Source organism: Desulfotomaculum copahuensis (genome assembly GCF_001655685.1).
Lineage (GTDB): Bacteria > Bacillota > Desulfotomaculia > Desulfotomaculales > Desulfovirgulaceae > Desulfotomaculum_G > Desulfotomaculum_G copahuensis.
Genome location: NZ_LYVF01000009.1, coordinates 67,792 through 81,912, shown reverse-complemented (window position 1 = coordinate 81,912; position 14,121 = coordinate 67,792). Strand labels below are relative to the sequence as shown.

Sequence of the window (14,121 nt, the reverse complement as noted above, 5' to 3'; positions counted from 1 at the left end):
GGCGGCACCCACCGGAAACTGCCGGAAACCGGCCGTTCAGACAACGCATTTATGCGTCCCGGATCTGTCTGCCGGCCGGCAGCGCCTGCAGGGGTACCGGTTCTATTATATCCCCCTCTTTGATCGAGGTGAGCACTTCCAGCATGGCCCAGGCGGTGTCCAGGGAAGTCAGGCAGGGCACGCCGTGCTCCACCGCCGCCCGGCGGATGCGGAAGCCGTCCCGTTCCGGCTCTTTGCCCCGGGTGAGTGTGCTCAGCACCAGGTGGATTTTCCCCGCCCGGATTAAATCTTCAATGTGAGGTGAACCTTCGCGCACTTTGTTCACCTGTTCCACGGCCAGGCCGGCGCCGGAAAGGTATGCCGCCGTGCCGGCGGTGGCGCAAATGTTATACCCCAGATCCGCCAGCCCTCTTAAGACGGGCAGCGCCTCTTTTTTATCCCGGTCGGCGATGGTGGCCAGAATCGTGCCGTCCCCGGGAATGCGGTAACCGGCCGCAACCAGCGCCTTGTACAGGGCCGCCGCATAGTCCGTATCCACCCCCATCACTTCACCGGTGGACTTCATTTCCGGCCCGAGGGCGATATCCACCTGAAGCAGCTTGGCAAAGCTGAACACAGGCGCCTTCACCCCGGTAAAATTTCCCTCCGGGTATAAACCGCCCCGGTAGCCCAATGCTTTTAATTTGCGCCCCATGATCGCCTTCGTGGCCAGGTTGACCATGGGAATGCCGGTGATCTTGCTCATGTAAGGCACGGTACGGCTGGCCCGGGGGTTGACCTCCAGCACGTACAGCCTCCCCTCGTGAAGCACATACTGGATATTAACCATGCCCCGCACGTTTAAAGCCCGGGCCAGGCGGGTGGTGTAATCCACCATCAACTCTTTGACCTCCCGGCTGATCTGGGCGGTGGGGTAAACGGCAATGCTGTCCCCGGAATGCACACCGGCACGCTCAATGTGCTTCATCACCCCCGGAATGAGCACCGTTTCTCCGTCCGCAATGGCGTCCACTTCCAGTTCATCCCCCTGCAGGTACTTGTCCACCAGCACCGGGTGCTCGGGAGTAACCTGCACGGCGGTATTCAAATAGTTGAACAGTTCTGCTTGATTATAGACTATTTCCATCGCCCGTCCGCCCAGCACGTAGGAAGGCCGCACCAGTACCGGAAAGCCGGTTTCCGCCGCTATCTCACCCGCTTCCGCCGCCGAAAAAACCGTCCGTCCCGGCGGCCGGGGGATGTCCAGTTCCGCCAGCAGTTGATCAAAACGTTCACGGTCTTCCGCCCGGTCGATGTCCTCCACCGCTGTGCCCAGTACGGGTATGCCGGCTGCGGCCAGCGGCGCGGCCAGGTTGATCGCCGTCTGCCCGCCGAACTGTACGATCACGCCTTCCGGACGCTCCTTTCCCAGGATGTGCAGCACATCTTCCGGGGTCAGCGGCTCGAAGTACAGCCGGTCGGCGGTATCGAAGTCGGTGCTCACCGTTTCCGGGTTGTTGTTGATGATCACCGCCTCGATCCCTTCTTCCCGCAGCGCCCATACCGAGTGCACCGAGCAGTAGTCGAACTCCACCCCCTGACCGATGCGTATGGGACCCGAGCCCAGCACCACCACCTTGCGCCGGCCGCCGGCGGCCGCTTCGTCCTCACCGTCGTAACAGGAGTAGTAATAGGGCGTCACCGCCTCGAATTCGGCGGCGCAGGTATCGACCATCTTATATGCCGGGACGATGCCGTGCCGGCGGCGCAGCGCCCTGATTTCTTCCGGCGGGCATTTGGACGCCCGGGCCAGACGGGTGTCGGCAAAACCCGTTTCCTTGGCCCGGCGCAAAACATCCGCGGTCAGGCCGTTCCGGCCCGCCCGGTACAGCGCCTTTTCCATCTCCACGATATTTTCCAGCTTGTTCAGGAAATAGGGATCAATGCCGCTCAAACGGTGGATGCGTTCTTTCAGCATGCCCCGCCGCAGCGCTTCGGCCACGGCAAACAGGCGCATGTCCCCGGGCCGGGACAGCATTTCTTCCAGCCGGGCATCATCATGCCCGGCCATCTCCGGCGGAAGCAGGCCGTCCTGCCCGGTCTCCAGTGAGCGCACCGCCTTTTGCAGTGCCCCTTCCAGTGTCCGGTCGATGGCCATCACTTCGCCGGTGGATTTCATCTGTGTGCCCAGGGTGCGGTCGGCCAGGCTGAATTTATCAAAGGGCCAGCGGGGGAACTTGACTACCACATAGTCGAGTGCCGGCTCGAAACAGGCATACGTCTTGCCGGTGACCGCATTTTTGATTTCGTCCAGGTTCAGGCCGACGGCAATTTTGCTGGAAACCTTGGCAATCGGGTAGCCGGTGGCCTTGGAGGCCAGGGCGGAAGAACGGGACACCCGCGGGTTCACTTCAATCACGTAATAGCGGTCGCTTTCCGGATCCAGGGCGAACTGTACATTGCAGCCCCCGGCCACCCCCAAAGCGCGGATAATGTTCAGGGAGGCGCTGCGCAGCATCTGATACTGCTTGTCGGTCAGGGTCTGCACCGGCGCCACCACGATGCTGTCCCCGGTGTGAATGCCCATCGGGTCGATATTTTCCATACTGCAGATGGTGATGCAGTTGTCAGAGCCGTCGCGCATCACCTCGAATTCGATTTCCTTCCAGCCCACCAGGCTCTTTTCAATCAGCGCCTGGTGAATGATGCTGGCCTTCAACCCCCGGGTGACAGTGGCCGCCAACTCCTCCCGGTTGTCAACCATACCGCCGCCCGAACCGCCCAGGGTGTAGGCCGGCCGCACCACCAGGGGGAAACCGGCCCGGCCGGCGAAAGCCACCGCTTCCTCCACACTGTTCACAATCGCGCTGGCCGGCACGGGCTCCCCGGTGCGCTCCATGGTGGCTTTGAATTCTTCCCGGTCCTCGGCCCGGCGGATGGCTGCCAGGGAAGTGCCCAGCAATTCCACTCCGTTGGCTTCCAGCACCCCGGCTCCGGCCAGCTCCAGCGCCAGATTCAAACCCACCTGGCCGCCCAGGCCGGCCAGCAGGCCGCCGGGCTTTTCCCGCCCGATGATCCGGGCGACGAATTCCGCTGTCAGGGGTTCCACGTAAACCCGGTCGGCCATGTGCGTGTCCGTCATGATGGTGGCCGGATTGCTGTTGATCAGCACCACTTCCAGGCCCTCTTCCCGCAGTGCCCGGCAGGCCTGAGTACCGGCATAGTCAAACTCGGCCGCCTGCCCGATCACAATCGGACCGGAGCCAATGACCATCACTTTTTTGATTCCTGGTTTAACCGGCATAAAAAACGGTAGGCCGTCCTTGCCGCCGTCCGGTTTTTCCCCGGTCCGGGCGGCCGGGCAACCGGCTACCGGGTCACCTCCCGTATTGTCGCATTAGATCCATAAACTGGTCGAACAGGTAGGCCGATTCCCGCGGTCCAGGCGAGGCCTCGGGATGGTACTGCACTGAAAAAACAGGCAGGTCCGTGTGCCGGATGCCTTCCACCGTACCGTCGTTCAGGTTGCGGTGGGAAACAACCACCGGCAGGCCGGCCAGGGAATCTTCAGCCACGGAAAAACCGTGGTTGTGGGAAGTAATATAAACCTTGCCGGTGGCCAGATCCTTCACCGGATGGTTGGCTCCCCGGTGGCCGAACTTCATTTTGTAGGTTGTCGCCCCCAGGGCCAGGGAAAGCACCTGGTGCCCCAGGCAGATGCCGAACATGGGCCGCCGCCCGATCAGTTCCCGCACCGTCCGGATGGCCGCCGGCACATCCACCGGGTCCCCCGGGCCGTTGGCCAGCAGGATGCCGTCCGGATCCAGGGCCAGTATTTCCTGCGCCGTGGCCGCGGGGGGCACCACCACCACCCGGCAGTCCCGCTGCCGCAGATGGCGGATAATGTTCAGCTTGGCCCCCATATCCAGCAGCACCACGGTGGGGCCGTTCCCCTCCAGGGTATAGCTTTTTTCCGTGGCCACCTCCGGCACCAGTTCCTGGCCGGTAAGCTGAGGGCAGGAACGCGCCCGGACCACCAGTTCCTCTTCATCCGCACAGGTGGTGCTCAACACCCCGCGCATGGTGCCCCGGCTGCGCAGATGACGGGTAAGCGCCCGGGTATCCACGCCGGACAGGCCGATCACATTCTCCCGGCGCAAAAAATCAGCCAGCGTATGGCTTGCCCGCCAGTTGCTGGGCCGGTCGCAGTCCTCACGCACCACGAAGCCGCGCACAAAGGATCTTTTCGCTTCGTAGTCGTCTATATTCACCCCGTAGTTGCCGATCAGGGGATAGGTCATCACCACAATCTGACCGCAGTAGGAAGGGTCGGTCAGAATCTCCTGATAGCCGGTCATGCCGGTGTTGAAGACCACCTCCCCCCAGCTGTCCCCACCGGCGCCGAAGGCCCGGCCGGCAAACACGGTTCCGTCTTCCAAGGCAAGTACTGCCTGCATGCATACAACACCTCCCAATTTGGTGGTGAACCGGGTCAAAGTCCGCTGCGGCGGTTGCCGTCCGTAAGGCGGCCCGGCGGAGCAGCGGTTGTCAAACGCGGTGCAAGCCGGGTCAGCGGGCCGGACGCCCGCTGCGCGTATATTACCTCCGGATTACCGGGTTGGACCGGCATCGTAAACCACCCGGCCCGCGACTATGGTCAGCACAGCCAGGCCGCGCAGCGTACGCCCGGCAAAAGGATTGTTGCGCCCTTTGCCGGCGAACCGGTCCGGGTCGACCACGGCTTCCAGTTCCGGATCAATCACTGTGATGTCGGCTGTCACGCCAATCTCCAGAGTGCCCCGGGCAATCCCCAGCACCCGCGCCGGGTTGACAGTCAGCCTGCGCACCGCCTCCACCGGGCTCAATACGCCCGGCGCCACCAGTTCCGTCCACACCAGGCCCAGGGCGGTCTCCAGGCCCACCATACCGCAGGGCGCTTTGGCGTATTCCACGTCTTTCTCCTCCGGGGTGTGGGGCGCGTGGTCGGTGGCAATCACATCAATGGTGCCGTCGGCCAGCCCCGCCCTGAGGGCGGCCACATCTTCCGCCGTACGCAGGGGCGGGTTCACTTTGGTGGCGGTATCGTAACCGGCCACCGCTTCGTCGGTGAGCGTGAAGTGATGGGGCGTGGCCTCCGCGGTCACCGGCACCCCCCGGTTTTTGGCCTCGCGGATTAAACGCACCGAACCGGCCGTGCTCACGTGGGCGATATGCAGCGGGCAGCCGGTTGCTTCGGCCAGGATGATATCCCGGGCAACCATCACTTCCTCGGCGGCGGCCGGGATGCCCGGCAGGCCGAGCACGGTAGACATGTACCCCTCGTGCATAGCGCCGCCGGCAGCCAGGGAAGGTTCTTCACAGTGGGAGATGATGGTCAGTCCGGTCATTTTGGCGTACTGCATGGCCCGGCGCATGATCGCCGCGCCGGCCACCGGACGGCCGTCGTCGGACAGGGCCACCGCCCCGGCCTCCTTAAGGGCGGCCATTTCGGCCAGTTGCTCCCCTTTGCTTTCCCGGGTAATCGCGCCAACCGGGAAAACATTCACCATTCCTTCGGTCTGTGCCTTTGCCCGGATGTAGCCGATCACCGCCGGGTTGTCCGCCACCGGATCGGTATTCGGCATGCAGGCCACACTGGTAAACCCGCCCCTGGCGGCGGCCGCCGTCCCGGTGGCGATGGTTTCTTTGGCCTCGTAGCCGGGCTCGCGCAGGTGCACATGCATGTCGATCAGGCCGGGCGCCACCAGCTTGCCGGACACATCCAGCACCACCGTCTCCTCCACGGTCAGCTCCCGGCCCACAGCGGCGATTTTGCCGTCAGTAATGAAAACGTCCGCGGCAATGATTTCCCCGGCCAGGGGGTCGATCACCCGGCCGCCTTTCAGCAAAAGCCTATTCATTCTTGCCACCTCCGGACAGCAGGTACAATATGGCCATGCGCACGGCCACCCCGTTGGTCACCTGCTCATTGATCATCGATTGCACGCCGTCGGCCACCGCCGGGGATATTTCCACCCCCCGGTTGACTGGTCCCGGGTGCATGACCAGAGCACCCGGCCGGGCCAGGGCCAGCCGCTTTTCATCCAAGCCGAACAAACGGGCATACTCCCGTACGCCCGGAAACAATCCCTGCTGCTGCCTTTCCAGCTGGATGCGCAGCATGATCACCACGTCGGCGCCGTCCAGCGCCTGTTCCATGTTCCGGCAGACCGCCGCCCCGGTGGCTTCGATGCCCGGCGGGATCATGGTGGCCGGCCCGCATAACCTGACTGTGGCGCCCATGGTGGTAAAGCCCCAGATATCGGAACGGGCCACCCGGCTGTGTAAAATATCCCCGATCACGGCCACTGTCAATCCATCCAGACGTCCGGTTTTTTCCCGCACGGTAAACAGGTCCAAAAGCGCCTGACTGGGGTGTTCGTGGGCGCCGTCCCCGGCGTTGATCACCGCCGCCGGCACCGTACGCGCCAGCATTTCCGCCGCCCCGGCCATCGGATGGCGCAGCACCACCACGTCCGCCCCCATGGCGCAGATGGTGCGGGCGGTATCCTTCAAGCTTTCCCCCTTCACCACGCTGCTGGCTGAAGCGGAAATGCTCACCGTATCGGCGCTCAAATATTTGGCGGCCAGCTCAAACGAAGTGCGGGTGCGGGTGCTCGGTTCGTAAAAAACATTGACCACCGTGCGCCCCCGCAGGGTAGGCACCTTTTTGATCTGCCGGCCGGTGATCTCTTTCATCGGCACGGCGGTGTCCAGGATCCGTGCGATCTCCGGCGCGGTCATCTGCTGCAGGCCCAAAAGATCCTTTTTCATTACGCCTTTCCCCCCGACGGCTCCTGCCGTTGCATGTAAACTGCTACTCTTTTTCCAAAATGAGCACTCTTTCCTCGGCGTCTATTTCCTGCAGGCGTACTGAAACGACTTCCCGCCGCGAAGTGGGTACGTTCTTACCCACATAGTCGGCCCGGATGGGCAGTTCCCGGTGACCCCGGTCGATCAGGGCGGCCAGTTGAATCTGCCGCGGCCGGCCCAGGTCCATGATCGCGTCCAGGGCGGCCCGGATGGTGCGGCCGGTATAAATAACGTCATCAACGAGCACAATTGTCTTATCCGTCACCGGAAAGGGCACTTCCGTCCGGTGCACCAGCGGCTGCTGGGCCAGGGTGGTCAGATCGTCCCGGTAAAGGGTGATATCCAGTGTGCCCACCGGCACCGAACTGCCCTCGATTTCCCGGATCCGCTCCGCCAGGCGGGCGGCCAGGGGCACCCCCCGGCGCCGGATGCCGATCAGGGCCAGGTTGCCGGTACCCTGATTGCGCTCGATTACCTCGTGCGCGATCCGGGTGAGCGCCCGCCGGATACCTTCCCGGTCCATGATCTGTGCTTTTTGTCGCATATCCAGTCCTCCCAAGTGTAAAAAATCGGGCATGGATTTAAAATGCACATAAAAAAGCCTGCTTACACCGGTAAGCAGGCATAATACGCCTCACGTCAATCGACCTTACCGGCCTCACGGGACCGATTTCAAGGTGACTTGATTATCCTGTTTATTTTACCAGCGGCCGGCTGAAAATGTCAAGCCCTAAAGACGGTGCACCCCGGTAAAAACCAGGGCGATGCCGAGCAGGATCAAAACCAGGCTGGACAGGGGCACTTTACCGGCCAGACCGGCCAGACCCAGGCTGGTGGTGGTGATTAAAACGGTGGGACCGACCAGTGCCAGCAGGCAGTTTATTTTAAAGGCCGTCTCCACCCGGTTGAAATAGAGCATGCCCATGGCCGCGCTGAACTCGATGCTGGCGGACAAAATCCGCAGGGCGGCCATACTGAGCACGATCCGGTCCAGCATTAAAAACATTGTTACCAACTCCTGCCAGAAATTTACTTTTATTTCTTATGCGGCATCCGCCCGGCAAATGCATACCCCCGTCAGGCGCGGAAAAAATAAGACCAGCAGAAAGGACGTTGATACAGATGGAACCTCCCCACCGGACCGCCGTGCTGGCCGCTCTAAGCGGTGTGCCCCTGATCATGGTGTTGGGCAACTCGATGCTGATCCCGGTTTTACCGGCCATCAAAGGCGCCCTGCACCTGACCGGCTTCAAGGTCAGCCTGCTAATCACCCTGTTTTCCATTCCGGCCGGCATGGTCATACCTGTTGCCGGTTTTTTATCCGACCGTTTCGGGCGCAAAAAGGTAATCATCCCCGCTTTAATCATCTACGGCCTGGGCGGCGTTGCCGCCGGCCTGGCCGCCCTCTTTTTAAAGAGCTTCGTTTTTCCGGCCATTCTGGGCGCCCGGATCATCCAGGGCATCGGGGCGGCCGGCACCGCCCCCATTGCCATGGCCCTGACGGGCGACCTGTTCACCGGACCGGAACGCTCCAAATCCCTGGGTATCATTGAGGCGGCCAACGGCCTGGGCAAAGTGATCAGCCCCGTGCTGGGCGCCCTGCTCGGCCTGATCACCTGGTTCGCCGCTTTTCTTTTTTTCCCCCTGGTAGTCATACCGGTGGCGCTGGGGATCTGGCTTTTGATCCGGGAACCGTCCGGCAACCGGAACAAACAGAACCTGGGCCAGTACCTGCATTCCATCGCCGCCGTATTTGAAAAAAAATCGGCCATGCTGCTGACCTCTTTTTTGGGTGGTTCCGTGGCTCTGTTGCTCCTGTTCGGGGTGCTCTTCTTCCTGTCCGAATACCTGGAAACCGCCTTCCGGCTGAGCGGAGTGCGCAAGGGACTGGCGCTGGCCGTACCGGTCCTGTTTATGTGCAGTACTTCATATATTACCGGCCTTTTGATTAAAAAACACCTGGCCTTGATGAAATGGCTGGTGGTGACCGGGCTGGCGCTGATGGCCGCCTCGCTGGCCGTGCTCGGTTTTTACCAGACCACCTGGCTTTTTTTCGTGGCCGTCTCCCTGGCCGGGGTGGGCACCGGACTCACCCTGCCCTGTCTGAACACGATCATCACCAGCGCCACTGCCGCCGAAAGACGCGGACTGGTCACCTCCCTTTACGGAGGGGTGCGCTTTGTGGGCGTGGCCCTGGGGCCGCCCCTGTTCGGCCTGCTGCTGGGCTACAGCCGCCCGCTGATGTTCTTCTCCACGGCCGGTCTGGCCGCCCTGGCCGCCCTGCTTTCTGCGGTGCTGATCCGGGTGCGCGACATGACCGCCCCCGGCGGCGGGGCGGAAAAAACCGCCGCCGGGAACAAGACGGAAGCCGCCCGCAGCGGTCAAAAGCCGGCCTGGGAATTCAGCCCGGCGCGCAAACCGTCGCCTTGACCGTATTTCCCCCTTTTGGTGCGCCAGGCGGGCCGTCCGGCCGGCGAGTCCGGACGGCCGGAAAGTGACGGCCGGGAATGCGCCGCAAGCTTCGGGGCGCATGGGTTTGTCAGGCACGCCGTTTGCTGTTTTGCGGTCCGTTTCCGCCGTCCGCCGGCGGTCTTTTTTGCCTTTTTTGCCAGGGTAACCTTCCCGTTAATCAATGAATAATTTAAAAGCACGGCAAACTCCGGCGGCAATCTGAATCCGGAGGTGACTGGCGACAGGCGGCCTGCCGGAAGTCCCCCGGCAGACTGTTACCGCGAAAGGAGATGAATGCCGTGAATGAACAAGGGACGGTAAATGGATCATGGCGGGAACTGCTGCACTTCCCCCTGGGGAAAAGAATGTCCAAACCCCGGGAACAGGGACTGACCATGATCATTGACAAGGGTCTCGGTCCGGCGGAAACCAGGGACATCCTGCATGTCGGCGGGCAGTATATCGATTTCTGGAAACTGGGCTTCGGCACTTCCGCCCTGTACCCTCCGGAAATGCTGGCGGAAAAAGTCCAGCTGATCAGGTCTTCCGGCATTGAGGTTTACCCCGGCGGCACATTTATGGAAGTGGCGATTTTACAGGAAAAACTCGACGAGTACCTGTATCTTGCCCAAAACACGGGATTTACCGCCGTGGAGGTGTCGGACGGCACCATTGACCTGCCCGGGGAAATCCGGGAGCGGGCAATCACCCGGGCGGCGGAGATTGGACTGCGGGTTTTAACGGAAGTGGGGAAAAAAGAACAGGGCATGCCCGCACCGGTGGCCGACCTGGCCGCACTGGTCAGGAAGGATCTGCAGTACGGCGCCTACCGGGTGATTCTGGAGGGGCGTGAATCGGGGGTCAACGTGGGGTTGTACGATGAGAACGGGCGATTGATTCGCGATGAGTTTGAAGAATTGCTTTCCCTGATCGACGATCCGCGGGCTTTGATTTGGGAAGCCCCGCTCAAGGATCAACAGCGGGATCTGATCATCCGCTTCGGCCCCGACGTCAACCTGGGCAACATTCCGCCCCGCGAAGTGCTGGCCCTGGAAGCGCTTCGGGTGGGCCTGCGCGCCGATACCCTGCAAACCACCCTGAACCGGCGTGCAGCGGGTTAAAACACAAGGACCGGCACCGGCGTTTCGCACGGCGTTGACAGAAACTTTCGTTATGCGGGCGGCACTTCTTTGCCGTCCGCCCCGGTAATATCGGCCGGCCGGCGGGCATATGTTAAAACATCATGTCCAAGGTGAGGCGAAGGCCAGTGCCCGGAGTAACCCTGCTGGTGGTATTGCTGCTGGTCGGCATCATCGCCCGCTCCAATCTCATTGCCACCGCCGCCTGCGTGCTGCTGATCCTGAAATTCTTCAACCTGGGCTTTTTATTCCCCTTGCTGGAACGGCGCGGCCTGGAGGTGGGGCTGCTCTTCCTGCTGCTTTCCATACTGGTCCCCGTGGCCACCGGCAAGGTACCGGAAAAGGAACTGCTCAATAACCTGACTTCACTGCCCGGCCTGCTCGCACTGCTTGGAGGCGCTTTGGCCACGCACCTCAACGGCGAGGGGTTGAAACTGCTTCAACTGCAGCCGGAAATCATTTTCGGCCTGGTCATCGGCTCCATTTTCGGGATTGTCTTTTTGGGGGGCGTGCCGGTGGGACCGTTAATGGCCGCCGGCGTCACCGCCCTGTTTATGGAAGTAATCCGCCTGCTCAAACACTAGCACAAGCCGGACGGTCCATCCGTTCCCCCAATATCCAGCCGGTCCAACACCGCCTGCAGTTCCACCGGCAGCGGAGCGGTAAATTCCATGTATTCCCCGCTGCGCGGATGGTTGAAACCGAGCAAATAAGCATGCAGGAACTGTCCCTGCAAACCCAAATGCGTCTGTGCCGGGCCGTATTTCAAATCCCCGGCCAGCGGGTGGCCCAGGTAGGCCAGGTGGACCCGGATCTGATGCGTGCGCCCGGTTTCCAGGCGCAGCTCAAGCAAGGTATATTGTCCGTAGCGCCGCCGTACCCGGTAATGAGTCACCGCCGGCCGGCCGCCCCGGGCCACCACCGCCATGCGCTGCCGGTCCCGGGGGTGCCGGCCGATGGGCGCATCCACCGTACCGGCATCCTCCTTGAAATTGCCGTGCGCCAGGGCCAGGTAACGGCGGGCAACCAGGCGGTCCTTCAACTGGCGGGCCAGCTCAATGTGCGCGGCATCGTTTTTGGCCACCATCAAAAGACCGGCAGTGTCCTTGTCCAGGCGGTGGACGATGCCAGGCCGCAACACCCCGTTCACTCCGGACAAATCACGGCAATGATAGAGCAGGGCGTTGACCAGCGTGCCGCTGAAGTTGCCCTCCGCCGGATGCACCACCAGTCCCCGCGGCTTGTTCACCACCACCAAATCCGCATCCTGATAATAGATGTCCAGAGGGATGTTCTCCGGCTGCACCGCCAACTCCCGGGGCGGCGGTACGCGCAGCACCACCTCATCTGCGGCATGCAACCGGTAGTTGGCCCGGGCGGTCCGGCCGTTCACCGTCACCAACTCTTCGGCAATCAGCTTTTGAATATGCGAACGGCTCAGTTCCGGGTTTTCCCCGGTCAGAAAAACGTCCAGCCGACAGCCGGCCTGTTCGTCCGCCACCCGGAAAAATTCAATGTCCGGCATCGGGATCCATCCCCTGCCGGCCGGCCGTCCGGTCGCTGCGCCAGATTTCGATGACTAAAAGGCAGGCGCCGATCACAATGGCTGTATCAGCCAGGTTGAAAACCGGCCAGACCCGGAAATCAAGAAAGTCAACCACCAGGCCGAAACGCAGCCGGTCGATCAGATTGCCCAGTGCGCCTCCGGCCACCAGGCCCAGGGAAAAGCGCAACAGGCGGCGCCCATCCGGAATACGCCGGTAGCCCACCACCACCGCACCCACTACCAGCAGTGCCACACCGATAAAAAAGGCGGTCTGATGAGCGAGCAAGCCGAAGGCTGCCCCGGGATTGCGGACATAGGTCAAATGAAAGACATGCGGAATAATGGTTACCGATTCCCCTTCCCGCATCAGATGCTGCACCAGTTCCTTGGATGCCTGATCCAGCAACAAGGTGGCCAGTGCCACCAGGACTAGAGACACTGTTGTTCCCCCTTTGGCGATCTTTTTTCGCACTGAACCTGCGCCTGGGAAAATTGAGCTTGCACACCGGAAAAGCTTATTCCCGGAATGAAAACGAAGGCGGTCTGCTTCCGGAAGCCAACCGGCGGCATGACCCACGCACCGGAAACATCACCCTTCTTTTACCCGATCCCGGCCGTCACCTTTTGCATCACTCCAGCATATCTTACCATAAAATTACCGGCACATGTTATTTTAATTCCCCGATCCAGCAGGAGTTCGTCAAGACATAGCGAATTTTCTGTCATGAGCAGTAATTGCAACACATAAAGATTTCCTGATGGGGGGATTTATATGACTGCCAGTAATCAGTCAAACGGCGGAAATATAGTGGTCGACCATTTTCTTTTCCGGCGTATTGAAGCGGCGCTGTACCGTAACCCCGCAGTAGCGGATGCGGCGGCATCCTATGTGCCGTCGGAAAACGGCGAGCAACTGGTCGTATTCGTGGTTCCGGGAAAACCGGATCTCACCCCCGAAGCATTGGCCGGATATATGGCCGCCTGCCCGGATTTAAAACCGCACCAGCTTCCGGAACAATACGTGCTGGTGCCGGCCATTCCGCGCACGGCCACGGGCAAGTTCCAAAAGGTGGAATTGATTAAGCATCTGCGTGGTACCGGCGGCTAAGCGGTCCGCCGGCAGCAAACAATATGCTAGGGGAGATTTGATGCAGTCTTTTTCTTTCGGCGACCTGCTCTGGATCTTCTTCATCCTGATGGCCATTTTGCCCGCCTGGCGGCAGTACCGCCTGGAAACAGTGCGGATGGGATTGATCCGCAAGCTGGAAAAGAAAAGGGGCTCGCGGCTGATCACCATCATTCACCGTCAGGAATCGCTCAGTTTTCTGGGCATTCCCATTTCCCGTTACATCAACGTGGAGGACTCGGAAGCTGTTTTACGGGCCATCCGCCTTACTCCGGACGACATGCCGATCGACCTGGTGCTGCACACCCCGGGCGGTCTGGTACTGGCCGCCGAGCAAATCGCCCGGGCGATTCAAAAGCACCCGGCCAAAGTGACGGTATTTGTACCCCATTATGCCATGAGCGGCGGCACCATGATTGCTCTGGCAGCGGACGAAATCAACATGGATGAGAACGCCGTACTGGGACCGGTGGACCCGCAACTGGGTGAACTGCCGGCCGCTTCCATTCTGGAAACAGTGGGGCTGAAAGGCCGGGAACGGGTGGACGACCGCACCTTGATGCTGGCCGATATTGCCGGCAAGGCATTGCGACAGGTGAACGATTTTATTTATCACCTGCTGGCGGAAAAAATGCCGTCGGAAAAAGCCCGTCAGCTGGCGGAAATTCTGTCCTGCGGACGCTGGACACATGATTACCCGCTCACCTGCGAACAGCTTGACGGCATGGGACTGCCCGTGCGTTGCGAATTGCCGGCGGAAATCTATACTCTGATGGACTTCTATCCGCAGCCGCCGCAGCGGCGCCCGTCGGTACAGTATATTCCCCTGCCCTACAGCCGGGAAAAGCACTGACCGCCGCAGCCCCGGACAATTGCGCAACCTTTGAAACATTTGGCTTGTACGGCGGCCTCCGGCGAAAAAACTTCAGGAGGCCGCCGCTTTATGTCATGTATCGGCAAGATAAAAAAGGGAAAAAATGTAGCGGGATGAAACCTTTGACTCTGTGTGACATAATATAACAAAGAAG

Annotated in this window: 13 protein-coding genes; 5 read left to right on the top strand and 8 right to left on the bottom strand. The window is 61.1% G+C overall.

Annotation, left to right across the window (positions count from 1 at the left end; all coding sequences use genetic code 11):
- Positions 1 to 49: 49 nt before the first annotated feature.
- From carB to A6M21_RS01045, 6 genes are all read right to left on the bottom strand, one after another.
- On the bottom strand, positions 50 to 3,283 hold the full coding sequence (gene carB, locus A6M21_RS01070) for a carbamoyl-phosphate synthase large subunit (protein ID WP_066666049.1): 3,234 nt from the start codon (positions 3,281 to 3,283) through the stop codon (positions 50 to 52).
- Between the two features lie 73 nt (positions 3,284 to 3,356).
- On the bottom strand, positions 3,357 to 4,436 hold the full coding sequence (carA, locus tag A6M21_RS01065) for a glutamine-hydrolyzing carbamoyl-phosphate synthase small subunit (RefSeq protein WP_066666048.1): 1,080 nt from the start codon (positions 4,434 to 4,436) through the stop codon (positions 3,357 to 3,359).
- Between the two features lie 153 nt (positions 4,437 to 4,589).
- Positions 4,590 to 5,879 (bottom strand): dihydroorotase, encoded by a 1,290-nt coding sequence (locus tag A6M21_RS01060; protein ID WP_066666047.1) that lies wholly within the window; start codon positions 5,877 to 5,879, stop codon positions 4,590 to 4,592.
- Positions 5,872 to 6,792 carry an aspartate carbamoyltransferase catalytic subunit gene (locus tag A6M21_RS01055; RefSeq protein ID WP_066666046.1) on the bottom strand — a complete coding sequence of 307 codons (921 nt, stop codon included), beginning with the start codon at positions 6,790 to 6,792 and terminating at the stop codon, positions 5,872 to 5,874. The genes A6M21_RS01060 and A6M21_RS01055 overlap by 8 nt, the downstream gene beginning before the upstream one ends.
- 43 nt (positions 6,793 to 6,835) lie before the next feature.
- Complete coding sequence (gene pyrR, locus A6M21_RS01050; protein ID WP_151191741.1) at positions 6,836 to 7,375, bottom strand: bifunctional pyr operon transcriptional regulator/uracil phosphoribosyltransferase PyrR; 540 nt, start codon at positions 7,373 to 7,375, stop codon at positions 6,836 to 6,838.
- A gap of 186 nt (positions 7,376 to 7,561) precedes the next feature.
- On the bottom strand, positions 7,562 to 7,837 hold the full coding sequence (locus A6M21_RS01045) for a YqhV family protein (RefSeq protein WP_066666045.1): 276 nt from the start codon (positions 7,835 to 7,837) through the stop codon (positions 7,562 to 7,564).
- 116 nt (positions 7,838 to 7,953) lie between these two features.
- Here A6M21_RS01045 and A6M21_RS01040 point away from each other — a divergent pair, with 116 nt between their 5' ends.
- From A6M21_RS01040 to A6M21_RS01025, 3 genes are all read left to right on the top strand, one after another.
- Positions 7,954 to 9,261, top strand: coding sequence for an MFS transporter (locus A6M21_RS01040; RefSeq protein ID WP_066666044.1), 1,308 nt, complete (start codon positions 7,954 to 7,956; stop codon positions 9,259 to 9,261).
- Positions 9,262 to 9,647: 386 nt separating this feature from the next.
- The gene (gene comA / locus A6M21_RS01030) at positions 9,648 to 10,403 is read left to right on the top strand and encodes a phosphosulfolactate synthase (RefSeq protein WP_427854586.1); all 756 of its coding nucleotides are present in this window, start codon (positions 9,648 to 9,650) and stop codon (positions 10,401 to 10,403) included.
- A gap of 146 nt (positions 10,404 to 10,549) precedes the next feature.
- Positions 10,550 to 11,005: a DUF441 domain-containing protein gene (locus A6M21_RS01025; RefSeq protein ID WP_242868721.1), complete on the top strand. Its 456-nt coding sequence runs from the start codon at positions 10,550 to 10,552 to the stop codon at positions 11,003 to 11,005.
- On the opposite strand, the gene A6M21_RS01020 is transcribed toward A6M21_RS01025, so the two are convergent.
- Both A6M21_RS01020 and lspA read right to left on the bottom strand, forming a co-directional pair.
- Positions 11,002 to 11,946, bottom strand: coding sequence for an RluA family pseudouridine synthase (locus A6M21_RS01020; RefSeq protein WP_066666040.1), 945 nt, complete (start codon positions 11,944 to 11,946; stop codon positions 11,002 to 11,004). The genes A6M21_RS01025 and A6M21_RS01020 overlap by 4 nt on opposite strands.
- Positions 11,933 to 12,406, bottom strand: coding sequence for a signal peptidase II (gene lspA / locus A6M21_RS01015; protein ID WP_066666039.1), 474 nt, complete (start codon positions 12,404 to 12,406; stop codon positions 11,933 to 11,935). Before lspA ends, A6M21_RS01020 begins: the two co-directional genes overlap by 14 nt.
- A gap of 333 nt (positions 12,407 to 12,739) precedes the next feature.
- Between lspA and A6M21_RS01005 the strand changes: the two genes are divergently transcribed.
- Both A6M21_RS01005 and A6M21_RS01000 read left to right on the top strand, forming a co-directional pair.
- On the top strand, positions 12,740 to 13,075 hold the full coding sequence (locus A6M21_RS01005) for an AMP-binding enzyme (protein WP_066666037.1): 336 nt from the start codon (positions 12,740 to 12,742) through the stop codon (positions 13,073 to 13,075).
- A gap of 40 nt (positions 13,076 to 13,115) precedes the next feature.
- Positions 13,116 to 13,946: an SDH family Clp fold serine proteinase gene (locus tag A6M21_RS01000; protein ID WP_066666036.1), complete on the top strand. Its 831-nt coding sequence runs from the start codon at positions 13,116 to 13,118 to the stop codon at positions 13,944 to 13,946.
- Positions 13,947 to 14,121: the final 175 nt, after the last annotated feature.

Bases quoted from the DNA above. Each gene is read 5' to 3' on its own strand.
- carB (WP_066666049.1), bottom strand. From the start codon at position 3,283: ATGCCGGTTAAACCAGGAATCAAAAAAGTGATGGTCATTGGCTCCGGT.
- carA (WP_066666048.1), bottom strand. From the start codon at position 4,436: ATGCAGGCAGTACTTGCCTTGGAAGACGGAACCGTGTTTGCCGGCCGG.
- A6M21_RS01060 (WP_066666047.1), bottom strand. From the start codon at position 5,879: ATGAATAGGCTTTTGCTGAAAGGCGGCCGGGTGATCGACCCCCTGGCC.
- A6M21_RS01055 (WP_066666046.1), bottom strand. From the start codon at position 6,792: ATGAAAAAGGATCTTTTGGGCCTGCAGCAGATGACCGCGCCGGAGATC.
- pyrR (WP_151191741.1), bottom strand. From the start codon at position 7,375: ATGCGACAAAAAGCACAGATCATGGACCGGGAAGGTATCCGGCGGGCG.
- A6M21_RS01045 (WP_066666045.1), bottom strand. From the start codon at position 7,837: ATGTTTTTAATGCTGGACCGGATCGTGCTCAGTATGGCCGCCCTGCGG.
- A6M21_RS01040 (WP_066666044.1), top strand. From the start codon at position 7,954: ATGGAACCTCCCCACCGGACCGCCGTGCTGGCCGCTCTAAGCGGTGTG.
- comA (WP_427854586.1), top strand. From the start codon at position 9,648: ATGTCCAAACCCCGGGAACAGGGACTGACCATGATCATTGACAAGGGT.
- A6M21_RS01020 (WP_066666040.1), bottom strand. From the start codon at position 11,946: ATGCCGGACATTGAATTTTTCCGGGTGGCGGACGAACAGGCCGGCTGT.
- A6M21_RS01005 (WP_066666037.1), top strand. From the start codon at position 12,740: ATGACTGCCAGTAATCAGTCAAACGGCGGAAATATAGTGGTCGACCAT.
- A6M21_RS01000 (WP_066666036.1), top strand. From the start codon at position 13,116: ATGCAGTCTTTTTCTTTCGGCGACCTGCTCTGGATCTTCTTCATCCTG.